This window comes from Nocardia sp. NPDC050710 (assembly GCF_040654375.1).
Taxonomy (GTDB): Bacteria; Actinomycetota; Actinomycetes; order Mycobacteriales; family Mycobacteriaceae; genus Nocardia.
Map to the genome: position 1 here is coordinate 42280 of NZ_JBFAHV010000010.1, position 14386 is coordinate 56665.

The 14386-nt window shown below is 63.5% G+C and carries 15 protein-coding genes and 1 pseudogene; 9 read left to right on the forward strand and 7 right to left on the reverse strand.

Features of this window, described 5'->3' with window-relative positions; translation table 11 throughout:
- Positions 1 to 9: 9 nt before the first annotated feature.
- The 3 genes from AB0H61_RS19035 to AB0H61_RS19045 are packed head-to-tail and all read right to left on the reverse strand — an operon-like array spanning position 10 to position 1555.
- A complete protein-coding gene (locus tag AB0H61_RS19035) occupies positions 10 to 1218 on the reverse strand; it encodes an AAA family ATPase (protein WP_357306019.1) in 1209 nt (402 codons plus the stop codon).
- Complete coding sequence (locus AB0H61_RS19040) at positions 1215 to 1379, reverse strand: hypothetical protein (protein WP_357306022.1); 165 nt, start codon at positions 1377 to 1379, stop codon at positions 1215 to 1217. Before AB0H61_RS19040 ends, AB0H61_RS19035 begins: the two co-directional genes overlap by 4 nt.
- Positions 1376 to 1555, reverse strand: coding sequence for an excisionase family DNA-binding protein (locus AB0H61_RS19045; RefSeq protein ID WP_357306024.1), 180 nt, complete (start codon positions 1553 to 1555; stop codon positions 1376 to 1378). Before AB0H61_RS19045 ends, AB0H61_RS19040 begins: the two co-directional genes overlap by 4 nt.
- Before the next feature lie 691 nt (positions 1556 to 2246).
- Here AB0H61_RS19045 and AB0H61_RS19050 point away from each other — a divergent pair.
- Positions 2247 to 2834, forward strand: a complete 588-nt coding sequence (locus AB0H61_RS19050) for a recombinase family protein (RefSeq protein WP_357306026.1) — start codon at positions 2247 to 2249, stop codon at positions 2832 to 2834.
- Between the two features lie 6 nt (positions 2835 to 2840).
- On the opposite strand, the gene AB0H61_RS19055 is transcribed toward AB0H61_RS19050, so the two are convergent.
- The 3 genes from AB0H61_RS19055 to AB0H61_RS19065 all read right to left on the reverse strand — a co-directional run bounded on the left by AB0H61_RS19055 (position 2841) and on the right by AB0H61_RS19065 (position 5745).
- On the reverse strand, positions 2841 to 3380 hold the full coding sequence (locus AB0H61_RS19055) for a hypothetical protein (RefSeq protein WP_357306029.1): 540 nt from the start codon (positions 3378 to 3380) through the stop codon (positions 2841 to 2843).
- Between the two features lie 320 nt (positions 3381 to 3700).
- Positions 3701 to 5146, reverse strand: coding sequence for a hypothetical protein (locus AB0H61_RS19060; protein WP_357306031.1), 1446 nt, complete (start codon positions 5144 to 5146; stop codon positions 3701 to 3703).
- Between the two features lie 59 nt (positions 5147 to 5205).
- Positions 5206 to 5745: a hypothetical protein gene (locus tag AB0H61_RS19065; RefSeq protein ID WP_357306034.1), complete on the reverse strand. Its 540-nt coding sequence runs from the start codon at positions 5743 to 5745 to the stop codon at positions 5206 to 5208.
- Between the two features lie 1180 nt (positions 5746 to 6925).
- Here AB0H61_RS19065 and AB0H61_RS19070 point away from each other — a divergent pair.
- Together AB0H61_RS19070 and AB0H61_RS19075 are read left to right on the forward strand one after the other, a co-directional pair.
- Positions 6926 to 7114 (forward strand): annotated as a pseudogene (locus AB0H61_RS19070) (helix-turn-helix transcriptional regulator); the annotation flags it as partial.
- 60 nt (positions 7115 to 7174) lie between these two features.
- On the forward strand, positions 7175 to 8131 hold the full coding sequence (locus AB0H61_RS19075; RefSeq protein WP_357306523.1) for a hypothetical protein: 957 nt from the start codon (positions 7175 to 7177) through the stop codon (positions 8129 to 8131).
- 416 nt (positions 8132 to 8547) lie between these two features.
- Here the strand turns inward: AB0H61_RS19075 and AB0H61_RS19080 are convergent, their stop codons facing one another.
- A complete protein-coding gene (locus AB0H61_RS19080) occupies positions 8548 to 9003 on the reverse strand; it encodes an SRPBCC family protein (RefSeq protein WP_357306037.1) in 456 nt (151 codons plus the stop codon).
- 208 nt (positions 9004 to 9211) lie between these two features.
- Here AB0H61_RS19080 and AB0H61_RS19085 point away from each other — a divergent pair, with 208 nt between their 5' ends.
- From AB0H61_RS19085 to AB0H61_RS19110, 6 genes are all read left to right on the forward strand, one after another.
- Positions 9212 to 9403 (forward strand): hypothetical protein, encoded by a 192-nt coding sequence (locus tag AB0H61_RS19085; RefSeq protein ID WP_357306040.1) that lies wholly within the window; start codon positions 9212 to 9214, stop codon positions 9401 to 9403.
- 77 nt (positions 9404 to 9480) lie between these two features.
- The gene (locus AB0H61_RS19090) at positions 9481 to 11148 is read left to right on the forward strand and encodes an FAD-dependent oxidoreductase (RefSeq protein WP_357306042.1); all 1668 of its coding nucleotides are present in this window, start codon (positions 9481 to 9483) and stop codon (positions 11146 to 11148) included.
- A gap of 18 nt (positions 11149 to 11166) precedes the next feature.
- The gene (locus tag AB0H61_RS19095; protein WP_357306044.1) at positions 11167 to 12648 is read left to right on the forward strand and encodes an ATP-binding protein; all 1482 of its coding nucleotides are present in this window, start codon (positions 11167 to 11169) and stop codon (positions 12646 to 12648) included.
- 70 nt (positions 12649 to 12718) lie between these two features.
- Positions 12719 to 13072, forward strand: coding sequence for a UBP-type zinc finger domain-containing protein (locus tag AB0H61_RS19100; protein ID WP_357306046.1), 354 nt, complete (start codon positions 12719 to 12721; stop codon positions 13070 to 13072).
- A 108-nt stretch (positions 13073 to 13180) separates the two neighbouring features.
- Positions 13181 to 13609 (forward strand): hypothetical protein, encoded by a 429-nt coding sequence (locus AB0H61_RS19105; RefSeq protein WP_357306049.1) that lies wholly within the window; start codon positions 13181 to 13183, stop codon positions 13607 to 13609.
- Between the two features lie 284 nt (positions 13610 to 13893).
- Positions 13894 to 14376: a hypothetical protein gene (locus AB0H61_RS19110; protein ID WP_357306051.1), complete on the forward strand. Its 483-nt coding sequence runs from the start codon at positions 13894 to 13896 to the stop codon at positions 14374 to 14376.
- Positions 14377 to 14386 lie beyond the last annotated feature (10 nt).

Genomic DNA, 14386 nt, shown 5'->3' on the forward strand with positions numbered 1-14386 from the left:
TTCGGTTTCCTAGGCGGCTTGGCCGTCTTGCTGTGCTGCCTCCTCGCGCAGCTTCGCCCATGCCGCCAACACGACCCCCCGATTCATCTTCAGCCGCTTTTGCGCGTCGTTGGCGCTCGTAGCGGGAGGGTCCAACAGTTTGATCGCTGCGAGACATTGGCTCACTGCGTCGGCGTCGCTCCCGGCACGCCGGTCCTCGGGCACCCGTTCGCCCTCTTGCGGTGCCCGGATGTCCCACACAAGCGCATCGGATTCCTGGGTGAGAGTGAACAACCCGATAACAGGCTCCTGTGCACCAGAAACGGCACAGTGCACGCTCAGTCCGCCGTGGCGGTCCTTGACGACCGACAAATACGCGGAACCACCCCTACCGGGAATGAACTGTTCTTTGAGTGTCGCCCTGATGTAGGAGCCGTCAACGGCGCGCTTCTTCGCGGCGGTGCCACCGGCACCGTGGTTACGGGAATCGAGCCCTTTCGACATGTGGTCGATGTACACCACGCTCGCACCGGTACGCGCAAGCTTCACCAGTACCGCCCTGTTCACGTTGGTGAATTCGTCGGCGTGATTGGATTTTGCCCCGTACATGGGCAGCAACTCTCCCATGGAGTCGACAACCGCGAATGTCGGTTTCCACCACCGCATCTGATCCACCACCGCCGACAAGTGCCGTGCGTCTTCGGGCTCCACGTGCAGGAAACGGTCAGGGTCCTTCAACACTGCCGCGTCCACACCGAGGTCGAGCAGGCGGCGCAACGTCGAGACGACTCCGTTGTGATCCAGATCGGCGACCAGAACACGACTTCCCGGAATCTTCAACACTTCCTGAGCAGCCGCGAGCGCGAGCCATGTTTTGCCGGTGCCGGGGTCACCGAACACGGCGTTGACCGCTTCCGGATAGAACAGCGACGGGCCGTCATTGCGGGAACAGATCGTTGGTGTCGGAGCTTCGAGGTCGGAGCCGTCCAGCACTGCGGAAACGTTGGTGAACAACTCCAGTCGCAGCCGGTTCCCGGTTCCCGACACTGGTTCTGGAACCACGGAACCATCGTCGCCGGAGCGATCCGCAGCAGCATCGGTATCCATCATCATCTCCCCGGGGTCGTTTTGGTCGCTCAGCGTGGACGCTTGGGCCGCTGTCGGTGTGCCACTCTTCGGCAGGTGGCGGTCACGAATCGCAAGGGCCTGGGCCATGGACGTGATTTCCTGGATGCTCACGCCGCCACGGGCCAATCCTGCTCGGGTTCCTGGGCGGCGGTTGCCGGTACTGTCTTGCCCGTACGCAGCAACGCCGTAATACGTTCCCGGACTTCGGGGGTCAGTGGCGGGGCCTTCGCCACGATGGCATCCACGTACGCGTCGATGTCGGTCACGTTCACTGCGCCCGCCCGTGCAGTTCCACCACCAACGTGTCCAGCTCGCTCGGGTCGACTTTGAAGTTGCGTGGTCCCACCCGGTACCCGGTCAGCAGTCCCGCGTGAATCCATGCGCGGATCGTCTGGGCGGTCACCCCCACCCGCTTGCCCGCTTGGCCCGTCGTGACGTGATCGTTCATAGGGTTACCTCCGGTATTTAGTTGTCTCGGCAAACGCCGCATGAATCCTCCTGCGGTTGCCTCCCCGCATTATTCGGGAAGTTACCTGGTTCGCAAGTTTCTGTCACTCGTCACGACGCACTGTTGCTCGCGTGCTGTTTCTTCCGCGCGCTACCACCGGCCCGAGGAACCCTGGGAATCCGTATACGGAACGCTCATGTGAGCGGTGCGGGCGCAGGTCAGACCCCCGGAGGGGGGTGGTATGCCCCCTGGACGCAGTACGGTCGGACCGCCTTTGTATTGCAACGTCACCTACCTTTTCATTGAGTGTCCGCCACGCGTCAAGTCGCGATTCCGCGCGGCGACCACGGAAATTGTGGTGCCCGGTTGCTTTTCGAATGCCCGCGTATGCCCGCAATTGCCCGGAATGTCCCGCCGTGTCCCGGAAACCCACGAATAACCAACACGGCCAAGTGACGAGCATCACAACGAATACGCGGCGGGCATCGCTATCGGTGAGTGCGCCAGCTGCCCTGGAGGCACGCTCCCGGACGTCTCGGAAACGTTCGGTTGATGCGACGAGACAACGGGTCTACGTCGGCCCATGCGGCTCAGACGTTTTCAGTGACCCGGCTGTCTTGAAAACCCGTCTCATAACCTCTAGCCTCAAAACCTGTCAGGCAACGGGATAACGAGACAGAATCGAACTCAGATGGCCCTCATCGGATACGCACGAGTCAGTACCACCGACCAAGACCCTCAGTTGCAACTGGACGCGTTGGACGCTGCCGGGGCGGTGCGGATCTTCACCGACCAAGGCGTGTCCGGCGCGAAGACCGAACGCCCCGAGCTGGATCGGTGCCTGGACCACCTTCGCGAAGGTGACACGCTCGCTGTCTGGAAGCTGGATCGGTTGGGCCGCAACACCGTTCACGTTCTCCAGCTCATCGAGGAGTTGACCGCCCGGGGGATCGGATTCCGCAGCCTCACCGAGGGACTGCACACCGATGGCCCGATGGGCAAAGCAATGCTGACGATCATGGCCGCGTTCGCGCAGTTGGAGAGAGACACGATGATCGAACGCACCCGTGCCGGACTGGCCGCAGCAGCAGCCAACGGGCGCAAGGGTGGCCGCCCCCGCAAGGTCAGCGACGACGACGCAGCGAAGGCGCGCGCGCTCAAGGCAAAAGACATTCCCGTGCCTGATATCGCGAAGATGCTGGGATGCTCTCGGGCCACCGTGTACCGGTACCTCTCCGACGCTGAGCCCGCCCCTCCCCTGTCCTCGCAAACTCGGTGAGCGGGGTCAGGGGCGGGGAGGCATCGGCACCGCCCGCCCGTCGTTGGTGCGCACCCGGATCTCGGGCAACTCGACCTCTGGGTATTCGCCTGCCCGCGAAAGCACCGATGTCCGCACCAGCGCGAACACCAAACCGTTCTCGCCGACCGGCACGGTCGTCGCATCCGCGCTGGAGGTCAGCGAAACCTCCACCGCATCAGCGGCGGCCTGCCCCGTCACCGCGAACCACGCGAAATCCGATTCTTCGTCGGTCGGCTCGGCCGCGGCAGTCCATCGCGGCGACATACCCGTCAACGGCACCGGACCCGTTTCGGCGTCCTGCTGTTCCTTCATGCGGCGCGGTGTCCCGGTCGTCATCCCCGGCGCAACCCAGCGCCCGTTCTCGCACCGCACGAAAACGACGAACCGCTTATCGCTGCTTTCCAGCAGTACCGCCGCCATCTCCGCGCGCACCAGGATCGCCACCGGAACCAGCTCAGCATCGAGACTGTGCACCACCCCTTCGGCGACGACCACGGCCGGATGCCCCAAACCCGATGCACTCACAAAGTCGCTCCCTTCACTCCATGCTCCCCTGCATATCGGATGGGAGCCAGCGAGCTATTTCGTTGGTTCCCGTTCTTGCTCAACTAGCTGGCAGATCCGAAACCTACTGTCTCGTCGTGACTCACTGAATCCGACTGTATTCCACTGAAAACGTATCTTAAGCGTGTCGCGGGTCAAGTGCAGGAACATGTTCCCCACCTGCGGGTTTCACACGATCGCAAAGGCAAAGCTCCCTCAACGGCATTCGGCCGTTGCTGCGTGGACCAGGCGCACGCTGGTTCGATTCCGAACAACTGTCCTGCAACAGCTCGGACTACCATCTATCGGTCACGGTGCAGGCTACGGTCTCGTTCGCGCCCTTCTTCGATGCCCTGGGTAGGCATCGGTGGGTCAATCGAACGGGACCGTGCCGCTTCGATTACGGGTGCGTTGTGACCGTTATTCATGACGTCGAGCCCGAGCACTAGGTCTAAGCTCAGGCCCTTTTCGACGTTCTTTGTCAGCTCGGCAAGTTGCCGTTCCGGTGCATCGTGCGCGACTTTCACGGGTGGTTTCCCGGCCTGCTGATACGTGTGTGTCTTGTCGCTCGTGTCGTAGCCGAGCGAGCGACCGTCGCGGACTGCCCTGAATATGTCGATATCGAGTTCGGCGACTTTCCCGGGGTCGATGACGAGTCGTTCGGCTTGCCGCTGTGCCTGTTCAACACGCAGTTGCGATTCATAGCCGTGACCGTGACCGCGCGACTGTGCTTCGACTTGCTGTACGTGTTCGACACCACGCTGTTTCGCCCGTACGTTGTGCTGTTCGAGTTCCTGCGCCCAATCTTGCTGACGTACTTCATTCCCGATGCTGTCGATACCTCGCACAACGCCTTTCCGCTGGGCTTCCCGACGCTCTCTCAGGACAGGTTCGATCTGCTGTATCTGCGCTTGGCTGAGTCCGTTTCTTTCGAGCAGTGCGCGGGCTTGCGCGTCCTCCATCCCCCGGACCGCAGCTAGCTGTTTCGCGAGGCTGCGGTGTGCGTCCCGGAGTTCTTTCACGGGAACCGTTGTGCCTTGCTCTCGTGCTTCGGCCAGCCATCTCAGCTGGTCGGCAACGGTTCGTTCGAGTCGGGCTTTCGCCTCTCTCAGCTGTCTTCCGCGCGCCCGCTGTTCGCGTTGCCGCTGTCTGTCGGCGCGTTCTTGCTGCTGCTTCTCGGAACGGACCAGGGAGACGCGAGGTTGCTTGCGCTGCTTGACCAGGGATACGGCAGGTTGTTCGCGTTGTCGCGTCTGTTGGCGTGCCTGCTCGCGGACGCCGGTGATTTCGAGTTGCTGGCCGGGTTCGCGTTGTATTCCAAGTGCCCAGATCTGGCGGGCATCGTCTCGTGAGATGATCTGGTGCGTGAACCTATCCGGGAAGTCTCGGTTCAGGCCATCGATGAGTTTCTGGGCCGCTTTCGATACGTATTCACCCTCGACGGATCGAAGCACGTGCCCTTGAATCACGCCTTTTTCAATTAGGGATCGGACGACTTTTAGTTGTTTATCATCTTTTGGTCCATCGATTCGGCCGGATTTTTCCTCGATAGAGTAGACACGCCCCTGAGAGTCGGTCCTAACTTTGTCGAACTGAATACTTCTGCCCTGATCTTTAAATAGTCCAGTATGTCGCAGGTACCCCTTCTCGTGGTCGCCGAAGTATTCGTTCGCACCCCTTTCGAATATCCGTCCGCGAGTGTTGTTGTCATCGAATGGAGCGCGGTCTTTGTCATACCCGTCAGGCATAGCTCTACCCTCCCCCCGAAGTATGGAATTATGCGGTAATGGAATTTAACGACGAGTCGTCAGTTCGAGAACTCGGTTTCCTCGCGACGTTTCTCTTCATGGTCTGCCGCGTAATCACGCAGCGCAGCCGCCAAGTAAGAGAACATTCCGATATACCCGTCGGGATCGTAAGTGATAATATCTTCCATCAATGACCACATGGTCATTTCGTCGCCATCGTAGGTGTCGCATCGCACCGCCGGGTTCACGTCATCGTAGAACGAATTCTCGCGGCCGAGCCATTCGTAATCGAACCATTCCGCGCCCACAAATCGAACGAAGCACTCTCCAACGAAGCAAATAAACGCATCCGCCATATCCTCGTTCTCGGAAGCCATTGCTGTATCCATATCTGGAAACAGCTTCGCGATGACAGGGTCAAGTCGTTTCACATCCGGTGAGCCTTCCGGCCACGGCTTGGACGGAATGCCTTGCAATCCCGCATAGTCCAAGAATTTCCGCACCTGTGCCGCTCGCCGATCGGGGTCGACCCATTTACCCCATGCGGTTTGCTCGACCTCAACACCGAGGTCCATGCTCAACTGGTCGTCGGTCCCCACGTTTCCTCCTCGCTGATGCGCACTCGGTTGCCGCCCATGGTCGCAGACCCGGGATGACATGGACGGGCGAGCGCACGGTCTGATCGTTGATTTGTCGCAGTTCGAGGGGACAGAAGCCCCCGGGCCGGGGGTGTTCCGTATGCACATCGGACACACCGATTCGGGTTGGCCCAGGGGCTTCTGCTTGCCCGCGCGGCCATCCCACCTGCAAAGGGCATCGGTCACGGTGGGACGCGGGCAAGTTCATTGGTCAGCCTTCCGGCAAATACAGTCGCTCACAGGGGAGACGCGGCCACTGCCCAGTTTCCTCGGTCACCGATACCGCATCCATGTAATGCTGGGTCCGGTGCTCGTGGACGAATTCCATTGCCGCCGTGAGGCATGCGGTGAAGTCGAAACGAGCGCCGTGCAAGAACACCGACAGATGCACGTCTCGTTCGTCCGGTCGCGGAGATATCGTGCCGCTCATAGCCTGGCTCTCCGAGCGACTAGGCACGTGTCGATCGCTGCAATGACATCCATGCCAGAGGGACGAAAAGAGCTGTGCGGCGCTGTGATCCAGCTCCGATATGCCAGTCTCTGATCAGTAGGCGAAGGCAACACGATCTCTCCGGAGCGAAGGACGGTCGCGTGTTTGCGCCAAATCGCGGTGGGGGTGGCGAGGTAAAACGCTGGGATATCCGATCTGACTAGGAACGTCCACGTGTGGCTACGCGGGTGCGAAATGATCGGGCCGCCACCACGTTGCCACCGGTCAAGCTCGCTCTTCACTGTCTGCCCGAGGTCCGAGGCCATCATTACGCCCCATACGTGTGTGGCGCGGAACGTGATTCGACCTGTGTGGTCTGCGACAGCAGGCAAATTGCACACTCGGCGGTAGTACTCGCAGCGCGAGCGTGGGGTATCGGTCATCGTGTCCCTTCCCACACGGTGATGGTCGCCGGGGCCGGAGGAGTCGAGATCACCGCGGCCCCGGGACGTTTAGGGTGCGCCCGGGTTGCCTCTGAGAAAACCGGCCCCGTTGAGGTAGGGGGTTGTTTGTCTCAGCCGGGCGCATGTCCCAGAGCATCACGGCGAGGTTGGTCTGTGCAGGGCTACGCTGTTTCCAAAGGGCGCGACTCCGAAGTGAAAACACGCAGGCGGGTGTGTGGTGGAAGCGGCAGCAACAGGATTGTTGGGGATGGAACCTCAACGGACTGGCCGAGTTCTGAGACAGCTTCGCGACGATCGGGGGCTCAGTCTCCGTGAGCTTGCGGGAATGACTTTCTGTGCTTGGTCGCATCTCGCCAACATCGAGGCAGGCCGACGCTGGCCCAAGGATCGAGGGTGGGCCGAGCGTGTAGACCGAGCGCTCGGCGGCGATGGTGCGTTGATCACGGCATGGGATGCGGACCAACGAGACCAGGCGCGACGGCAGGACACTATGCGGATGCTCGAACGGGCGCGCCGTGAATCCGAAGCGCTGCTTGCCGCCCCGGATGCGGCTCCACTGGATGAGATACAAGACGGCGTAATCGAAGTGGCGCGCAACGCTCGCTTCGAATCCTACGACGAGACTCTCTCCCGAGCCTTGGAGATCAGAGCCGAGCTGATGCGCCGAATCCGTGCTGGTGCCCATCGGCCGGAAGAAGTCCGCGAACTGTACGTAGCCCTGGGACGAGTATGTGGGGTTCTGTCGTACCTGACGCTCGATCTGGGGCAGGCAGACACGGCGCGTGTTCACGCGCAAGCTTCGTTCCAGCTAGGCGACCGTGCTGAGCATGACCAACTACGGGCTTGGGCGCGCGGGACTCAGGCTCTTGCTTTCAGGTTCACGAAGGATTTTGCGAAGGCACGCGACGCCGCGACAGATGGCCTGCAATATGTCACAGCGTCGACTGGGACCGCCGAGGCGCGGCTTCTGTGCGGGCTCGCCGCGTCCGTCGCCAACCTCGGAGATTCGACGCGAGCATTGGAGCTACTAGACGACGCCGAACGGGCGCGTGACGCGGCGGGGCCGGATGAGATTCCGGGCCTGTTCACCTTCACCCCGGCAAAGCAGATCTACTACCGAGGGTTCTCGCTCATGTGGGCCGACGACAACAAGATGCTTCGCAGGTCGGTCAAGGCGTCGGAGGAAGCCATCTCAGCGTGGCAGGTGCAGCGGTCCCCGGGTGACGAGATGCTGAGTCAGATCTACCTGGCGTCAGCGAACGCGCGTCTGGGGGATCTGGACGCATCGCTGGCTGCTGTGACACCCGTTTTGGAAAGCCCGATCTCGGCACACTTCTCTTGGGTCCGTAAACGGCTCAACCAGTTGGAGGAACTGCTAGGTGACAACTTCCCTGATTCGCCGGTTGCGAGCGAGATGCGGGAGACGTTGACGATGTACATACACACCAAGTAGGTAGAAACGGCCCAACGCTGGCTTCACTCCTAGCGAGTGGCACGCCTTCCCGGCTGGCATAGTCAACGCCGAGTTCAACCGTCGCTAGGCCAGTACCGACCAGAGTCCTGCATATCCGGCCTGGATGTGTGGAGCTTCCTACCGTCTGTGGCACTCAAGTCCCTGACCTGCGAGTTTATTTAGGTCATTTATTAGCATTTGCCTCGCCGAAGGCGCGGGCACGCGCGTCGGAGAGCAGCTTCGAGTTGTCGTCCAAGGCGAAAGAGACATTGTGCAGGCGGGTCGCGTTGCCGCCTGCCCGCACCGCGCTGTCCAGGCGGCCACGACGGCGACAACGCGGGTGATTCGTCGCATAACCCGGCAACATACGCACCCCGCGAGCAGGTCCGCGGGCGAACACGCCGGACGTCGGGCGGCTAAACCACCGCCTCGACCGCGGTCTTGATCTTGCCGAGGGTCTCGTTCATGCCCGCGACCAGATTCGTCTCGAAGGCCTGCTCGCCACCGAGGAAGGCATCGACGGCCTTACGCACCGGCCAGGAGACGCCGTTGACGACATCGCGGCGCTCGATCAGGCGGGTCCCGGTCGCGGTCGGCTCCAGCGTGTAGCTCCAGACCGTGAAGTTCTCGTTCATCCGGAAGGCGAAGGCCTGGTTCGGCTCGTACCGCACAATGCGCGAGGTGGTCGGGTAGTACTTCTTGCCGTCCCGGTTCCAGTTGACGGTCCAGGTGCCCGCCTTCGGCTTTCCGAGTGGAACCATGCGGACGGTGTGCGGGCTGAATTCGGGCATCCGCTTGAAGTCGGAGACCACCTGCCATACCCGCTCCGGGGGTGCGGCGATGTCGATGGTGGCTTCGAGAGTGTTGGGCAACGCTGCCTCCGGACGGTGCGCGCGCCCGGCATCCGAGCGCATCTGAACGACGGGTAACAGTAATCCTAGCCGGAGCTGGGTGGAAGGCGCCCAGGTCACATTTTGGCCTTTTGGTGACCCGCCGCTGTAATGCCGAGCGCACAATGGCGGATAGAAGAAGCATCAGACACTGCCACCTACATTTCCGTCCAGCGTGAGGTGATCGGCCGTGAAACTGCGCTCCCTCCTGCATCGTCGGCATGCGGACCGGCTTCCGCTGCTACCCTCCCCCGATCCCGATGAGTTCGGATCGGGCGGTGGCGCCTCGCCCCGCCGGGTGAGAACTCAGGTCCAGGAGGAACGCCTCGAGCGACTGCTCACACCCAGCGAGCTCGAAATGGTCGAACAGCACCGGCTATAGCCACCACGGGGGCGGGGGGACGGGGTGGGAATCCAACGCCGACAGCATCAGTCGTGGCGAGGCGACATACTCGTTAGGTGACTGCACCCGCTGCTACGAAGCCGGCCATCCTCAGCGTCGACGACGATCCCGGCGTCTCCCGTGCCGTCGTGCGTGACCTGCGCCGCCGCTACGGGGCCGACTACCGGATTCTGCGTGCGGAATCGGGCGCCGACGCGCTCGACGCACTGCGTGAGATGAAACTGCGCGGCCAGCCCGTCGCCGTGCTGATCGCCGACTACCGGATGCCGGGCATGGACGGCATCGAATTCCTGGAGCAGGCGATGGACCTGCACCCGTACGCGCGCCGCGTGCTGCTGACCGCCTACGCCGACACCAGCGCCGCGATCGACGCGATCAACGTGGTCGACCTGGACCATTACCTCCTCAAACCGTGGGATCCGCCGGAAGAGAAGCTGTACCCGGTGCTGGACGTCCTGCTGGAGGCTTGGCGCTCCAGCGAGCACCGGCCGGTGACCGAGACCAAGGTGGTCGGCAACCGCTGGTCGCCGCGCTCCTCACAGGTGCGGGAGTTCCTGGCCCGCAATCAGCTGCCCTACCGCTGGTATCTGGCCGACGAGCCGGAGGGCTCGCGACTGCTGGAGGCGGCGGGCACCGACGCCGAACGATGTCCGGTGGTGATCACCTCGGCCGGGCAGGCGCTGATCCAGCCCTCGGACAGTGAGCTGGCCGAAAGCGTCGGCCTCAACGTCAATCCGACCGGCGACTTCTACGACCTGATCGTGGTCGGCGGCGGACCGGCCGGCTTGGGCGCGGCCGTCTACGGCGCGTCCGAAGGGCTGCGCACGGTGCTCGTCGAACGCACCGCCACCGGCGGACAGGCCGGGCAGAGCTCGCGCATCGAGAACTACCTCGGCTTCCCGGACGGGCTGTCCGGCGCCCAGCTGGCCGATCGGGCCCGGCGCCAGGCCGCCAAATTCGGTGCGGAGGTGATCACCACCCGCGAGGTGGTCGGTCTCGAGGTCAACGGATCCGCGCGCACCGTGAACTTCGCCGACGGCGGCCGGCTCTGCGGCCATACCGTCATCATCGCGACCGGCGTCGACTACCGGCGCCATCCCGCGCCCGGGGTGGACGATTTCACCGGGCGCGGCGTCTACTACGGCTCCGCGATGACCGAGGCCTCCGAATGCGCCGACCACGATGTCTACATCGTCGGAGGAGCGAATTCGGCGGGACAGGCGGCGGTGTTCCTCTCCCGCAAGGCGCGCACCGTGCACCTGGTGGTCCGCGCGGATTCGCTGGACAAATCCATGTCGCACTACCTGATCCAGCAGATCGCGCAGATCCCGAATATCAAGGTGCACACCGAAACCGAGGTGATCGCGGCCGACGGCGACGACCACCTCGAGCGGATCGTGCTGCGCAACAACGCATCCGGCACCGAGGAGAAGGCCGAGGCCGAGCGGCTTTTCCTGTTCATCGGCGCCGCACCGCAAACCGACTGGCTCGACGGGGTGGTCACGCGCGACGAGGCGGGCTATGTCCTGGCCGGGCCGGACCTCCTCGTCGACGGCGCCCGCCCGGCGGGTTGGGAGTTGCCAAGGCCGCCACACCATCTGGAGACCAACGTGCCCGGTGTCTTCGTCGCCGGTGATGTGCACGCCGACTCCGCCAAGCGGGTGGCCTCCGCGGTCGGCGAAGGCGCCATGGCCGTCATGCTCGTGCACAGGTATCTGGCGTAATCGGGAGGAGAGGACGCAATGAGCAACGAAACCGCCGCGCGCACCGGCCATCTGGTCTGCGATCCCGCGGAGCTGCGGACCCTGTTCCTCTTCGAGAAGCTGACCGACGAACAGCTGAGCTGGCTGTGCGCGGACGGCCGCATCGAATATATCGAAACGGGACAGGTCTTCCGTGAGGGCGATCCGGCCACCTGCTTCTACGTGTTGATGGACGGCGAGGTGCGCATCACCAAACTGTCCGGCGGCACCGAAATCGAGTTGAACCGCACCGAATACAAGGGCGTCTACTCCGGCGCGTGGACCGCCTATCTCGGTGACAAGGTCGACCAGAACTACACCGGATCCATGTACGTGACCCGCAAGTCGCGGTTCTTCGTCCTGGACGCGGGCACCTTCTCGCGCATGATGCACGAGTGGTTCCCGATGGCGGTGCACCTGCTGGAGGGCGCCTTCTTCGGCAACCGCAATACCAACGAGCGGCTGGCGGAGCGGGAACGGCTGCTCGCACTCGGCTCATTGTCGGCGGGTCTGACCCACGAGCTGAACAATCCGGCCGCCGCGGCGGTGCGCGCCACCTCGGGCCTGCGCGAGCGGGTCGCGGGTATGCGGCACAAGCTGGCCATGATGGCCGAGGGCAAATTCCAGCCGGAGGTGCTGGTGACGCTGGTGCGGCTACAGGAGGAGGCCGCGGCGCAGGTCGCCAAGGCGCCGGAACTGACGCCGATGGAGGCAGCGGACCGCGAGGACCTGCTCGGTGCATGGCTGGAGGAGCACGAGATCTCCGACGGCTGGAATCTGGCTCCGAATTTCGTGCAGGCAGGCTTCGACGTGGACTGGCTGGAGCGGGTCCGCGGCACGCTGGAGGCCTGCCCGAACAAGGTCTTCGAGGGTGCGATCCGCTGGCTCAACTACACCATCGAAACCGAGCTGCTGATGAACGAGATCGCCGACTCCACCACGCGGATCTCGACGCTCGTCAACGCCGCCAAGCAGTATTCGCAGATGGACCGGGCGCCGTTCCAGGTGGTGGATCTGCACGAACTGCTCGACAGCACGCTGGTGATGATGAGCCGCAAGCTCGGCGATGGTGTGCATGTGGTCAAGGAATTCGACCGCGCGCTGCCGCCGGTGCCCTGCTACGCCGCCGAACTCAACCAGGTGTGGACCAACCTGATCGATAACGCCTGCTACGCCATGGACCGCCGCGGCACCCTCACCGTGCGGACCTATCAGGAGAACGATTGCGCGGTGGTCGAGATCGGCGATACCGGCCCCGGCATCCCCGAGGACGTGCGCCGTCGGATCTTCGAACCGTTCTTCACCACCAAACCGGTCGGCGAGGGAACCGGCCTCGGCCTCGACATCTCCTTCCGCATAGTGGTGAACAAGCACGACGGCGACATCCGGGTCGAATCCGAGCCGGGCAATACCAGATTCATCGTTCGGCTCCCCCTACACCGCCCCGATCCCAGCAAAGAAGCAGTCGAAGCCCCACTGTGATCGCCGAACAGTGCCGCGCACAAAGCGAGTCACACACGCGACACGCCCATGAGCGCGGCAAACTACAACCATGACTGACGCAATCGACGGTATTGATCCCGCGGTTCCGCCGAGTGGACCGGGCTGTGTGGAATGCGACGCGAATCGGGGTTGGTGGGTGCATCTGCGCCGGTGCGCGCAGTGCGGGCATATCGGCTGCTGCGACACTTCGCCCGCGCAGCATGCGTCCAAGCACGCCGCGGAGACCGGTCATCCGTTCATTCAGAGCTATGAGCCCGGCGAGGAGTGGTTCTGGGACTTCCGTTCCGAGGAGATGTACGGCGGCGGCCCGGAGCTGACGCCTCCGCACAGCCACCCCGCTGATCAGGGTGTGCCGGGCCCGCGTGACCGGGTGCCAGCGGATTGGCAGCAACACATTCACTGAGTTCGTCGACCGGAGAAGCTCCCTTACCGACCACCCGACGCCACACCCGGTACGCTGCACCGAACGCGCCGGAGGCTCCGGCGCCGGAGTCACCCGGGAAAGCACGAAATGAAGCGAATTTCCGTCATTGTCCTGGCCGCCGGTGCGGTGGCCTTGGCGCTGACCGGCTGCGGCGGGTCGGATGAATCCTCCGATGCCAGCGGCCTGCGCAAGGGCAATACCGGCACCAGCGCGACCAGTACCGCGCGTCCGTCGGCGACGGCTGCCGCGCCCACGAGCGCGGGCCGGGCGTCGACCACCACGAAGGCCGACAGCGCGTCCAACGGAACGGCCTCCAGCACCACCTGCGGTGAGTTCAAGGGGCTCGACGCGGTGGACGAGAAGGCGCTGATCGAGCAGATCCTGGCGGAGAATCCGGACAGCCCGTTCGCGGGTAGCCCGAATGTCGCGCTCGGCACCGCCAAGCTGGTCTGCCTGTCCTCCAGCAATGCCGACAAGCCGGTCGCGCAGGCGGCCGGGATCGTCGTCAAGAAGTAACTCGCGCCCGCCCGGGCTCGCGTCCGGGCGGTAGGGCGCGGTGGCGCGCTCGGCTGCGTGAGTGGGGCCGGGTGGCACGGTCCGGAATTCGTTATCGCCGACCCGCACGAGTCGCGGTGTGATCAGAGCCACTTTCATTGCGCCGTCATGAAACGTTCGATAAGAATGAACGCGTTCGATTCGATTATGTTGACAATCGATTCGCCCGGGGGGGAAATTCACCATTAGGTTGGTCGGGGGAAGTTTCACCGTGGGGAATCGGGGGTCGGGAGGGAAGTCCAATCATGATTCGTCAATCCGTCATTCGGGCGGGGCGCAAGCTGGCGATCGGCGCGTTGCCGTTGGCCGTCGCGGTATCGCTCGTCGGCGCTGGAACCGCTGGTGCGAACGCCGAAGAGGTTGCAGCACAGCAGGTTTCGGCCGTTCAGACCACCGCCACTCCGGCGCAGTACGGCATCGAGGTGGCACCTGTCGCCGCTGCCGAGGCAGCACCCATCGCCGCCGAATTCACTCCGGTTTCCGCCGCGCCGATCGCGGACGCGTCCGCCGACGAAATTGCGACCAACCCGAATGCGCAATTCCCGGATCCGGTGATGAACGGTGCGGCGATCGGCGCCGGTATCGGCGCGCTCATGGGTTTGCCCGGCATTCTGGCCTTCGGCGTCGGGGCCCTGATCTCCGTTCCGGTCAGCGCTATCACCGGTGCCATCATCGGCGCCGTCGTGGGGACCATCGCACCCCAGGTCGTTCCGCAGGTTCTGCCCTGATATTCGGGCG

Excerpts from the sequence above, each read along its gene's own strand:
- AB0H61_RS19045 (WP_357306024.1), bottom strand. The coding sequence starts at position 1,555 with ATGAACGATCACGTCACGACGGGCCAAGCGGGCAAGCGGGTGGGGGTG.
- AB0H61_RS19060 (WP_357306031.1), bottom strand. The coding sequence starts at position 5,146 with ATGCCTGACGGGTATGACAAAGACCGCGCTCCATTCGATGACAACAAC.
- AB0H61_RS19095 (WP_357306044.1), top strand. The coding sequence starts at position 11,167 with ATGAGCAACGAAACCGCCGCGCGCACCGGCCATCTGGTCTGCGATCCC.
- AB0H61_RS19110 (WP_357306051.1), top strand. The coding sequence starts at position 13,894 with ATGATTCGTCAATCCGTCATTCGGGCGGGGCGCAAGCTGGCGATCGGC.
- AB0H61_RS19050 (WP_357306026.1), top strand. The coding sequence starts at position 2,247 with ATGGCCCTCATCGGATACGCACGAGTCAGTACCACCGACCAAGACCCT.
- AB0H61_RS19105 (WP_357306049.1), top strand. The coding sequence starts at position 13,181 with ATGAAGCGAATTTCCGTCATTGTCCTGGCCGCCGGTGCGGTGGCCTTG.
- AB0H61_RS19100 (WP_357306046.1), top strand. The coding sequence starts at position 12,719 with ATGACTGACGCAATCGACGGTATTGATCCCGCGGTTCCGCCGAGTGGA.
- AB0H61_RS19075 (WP_357306523.1), top strand. The coding sequence starts at position 7,175 with ATGCTCGAACGGGCGCGCCGTGAATCCGAAGCGCTGCTTGCCGCCCCG.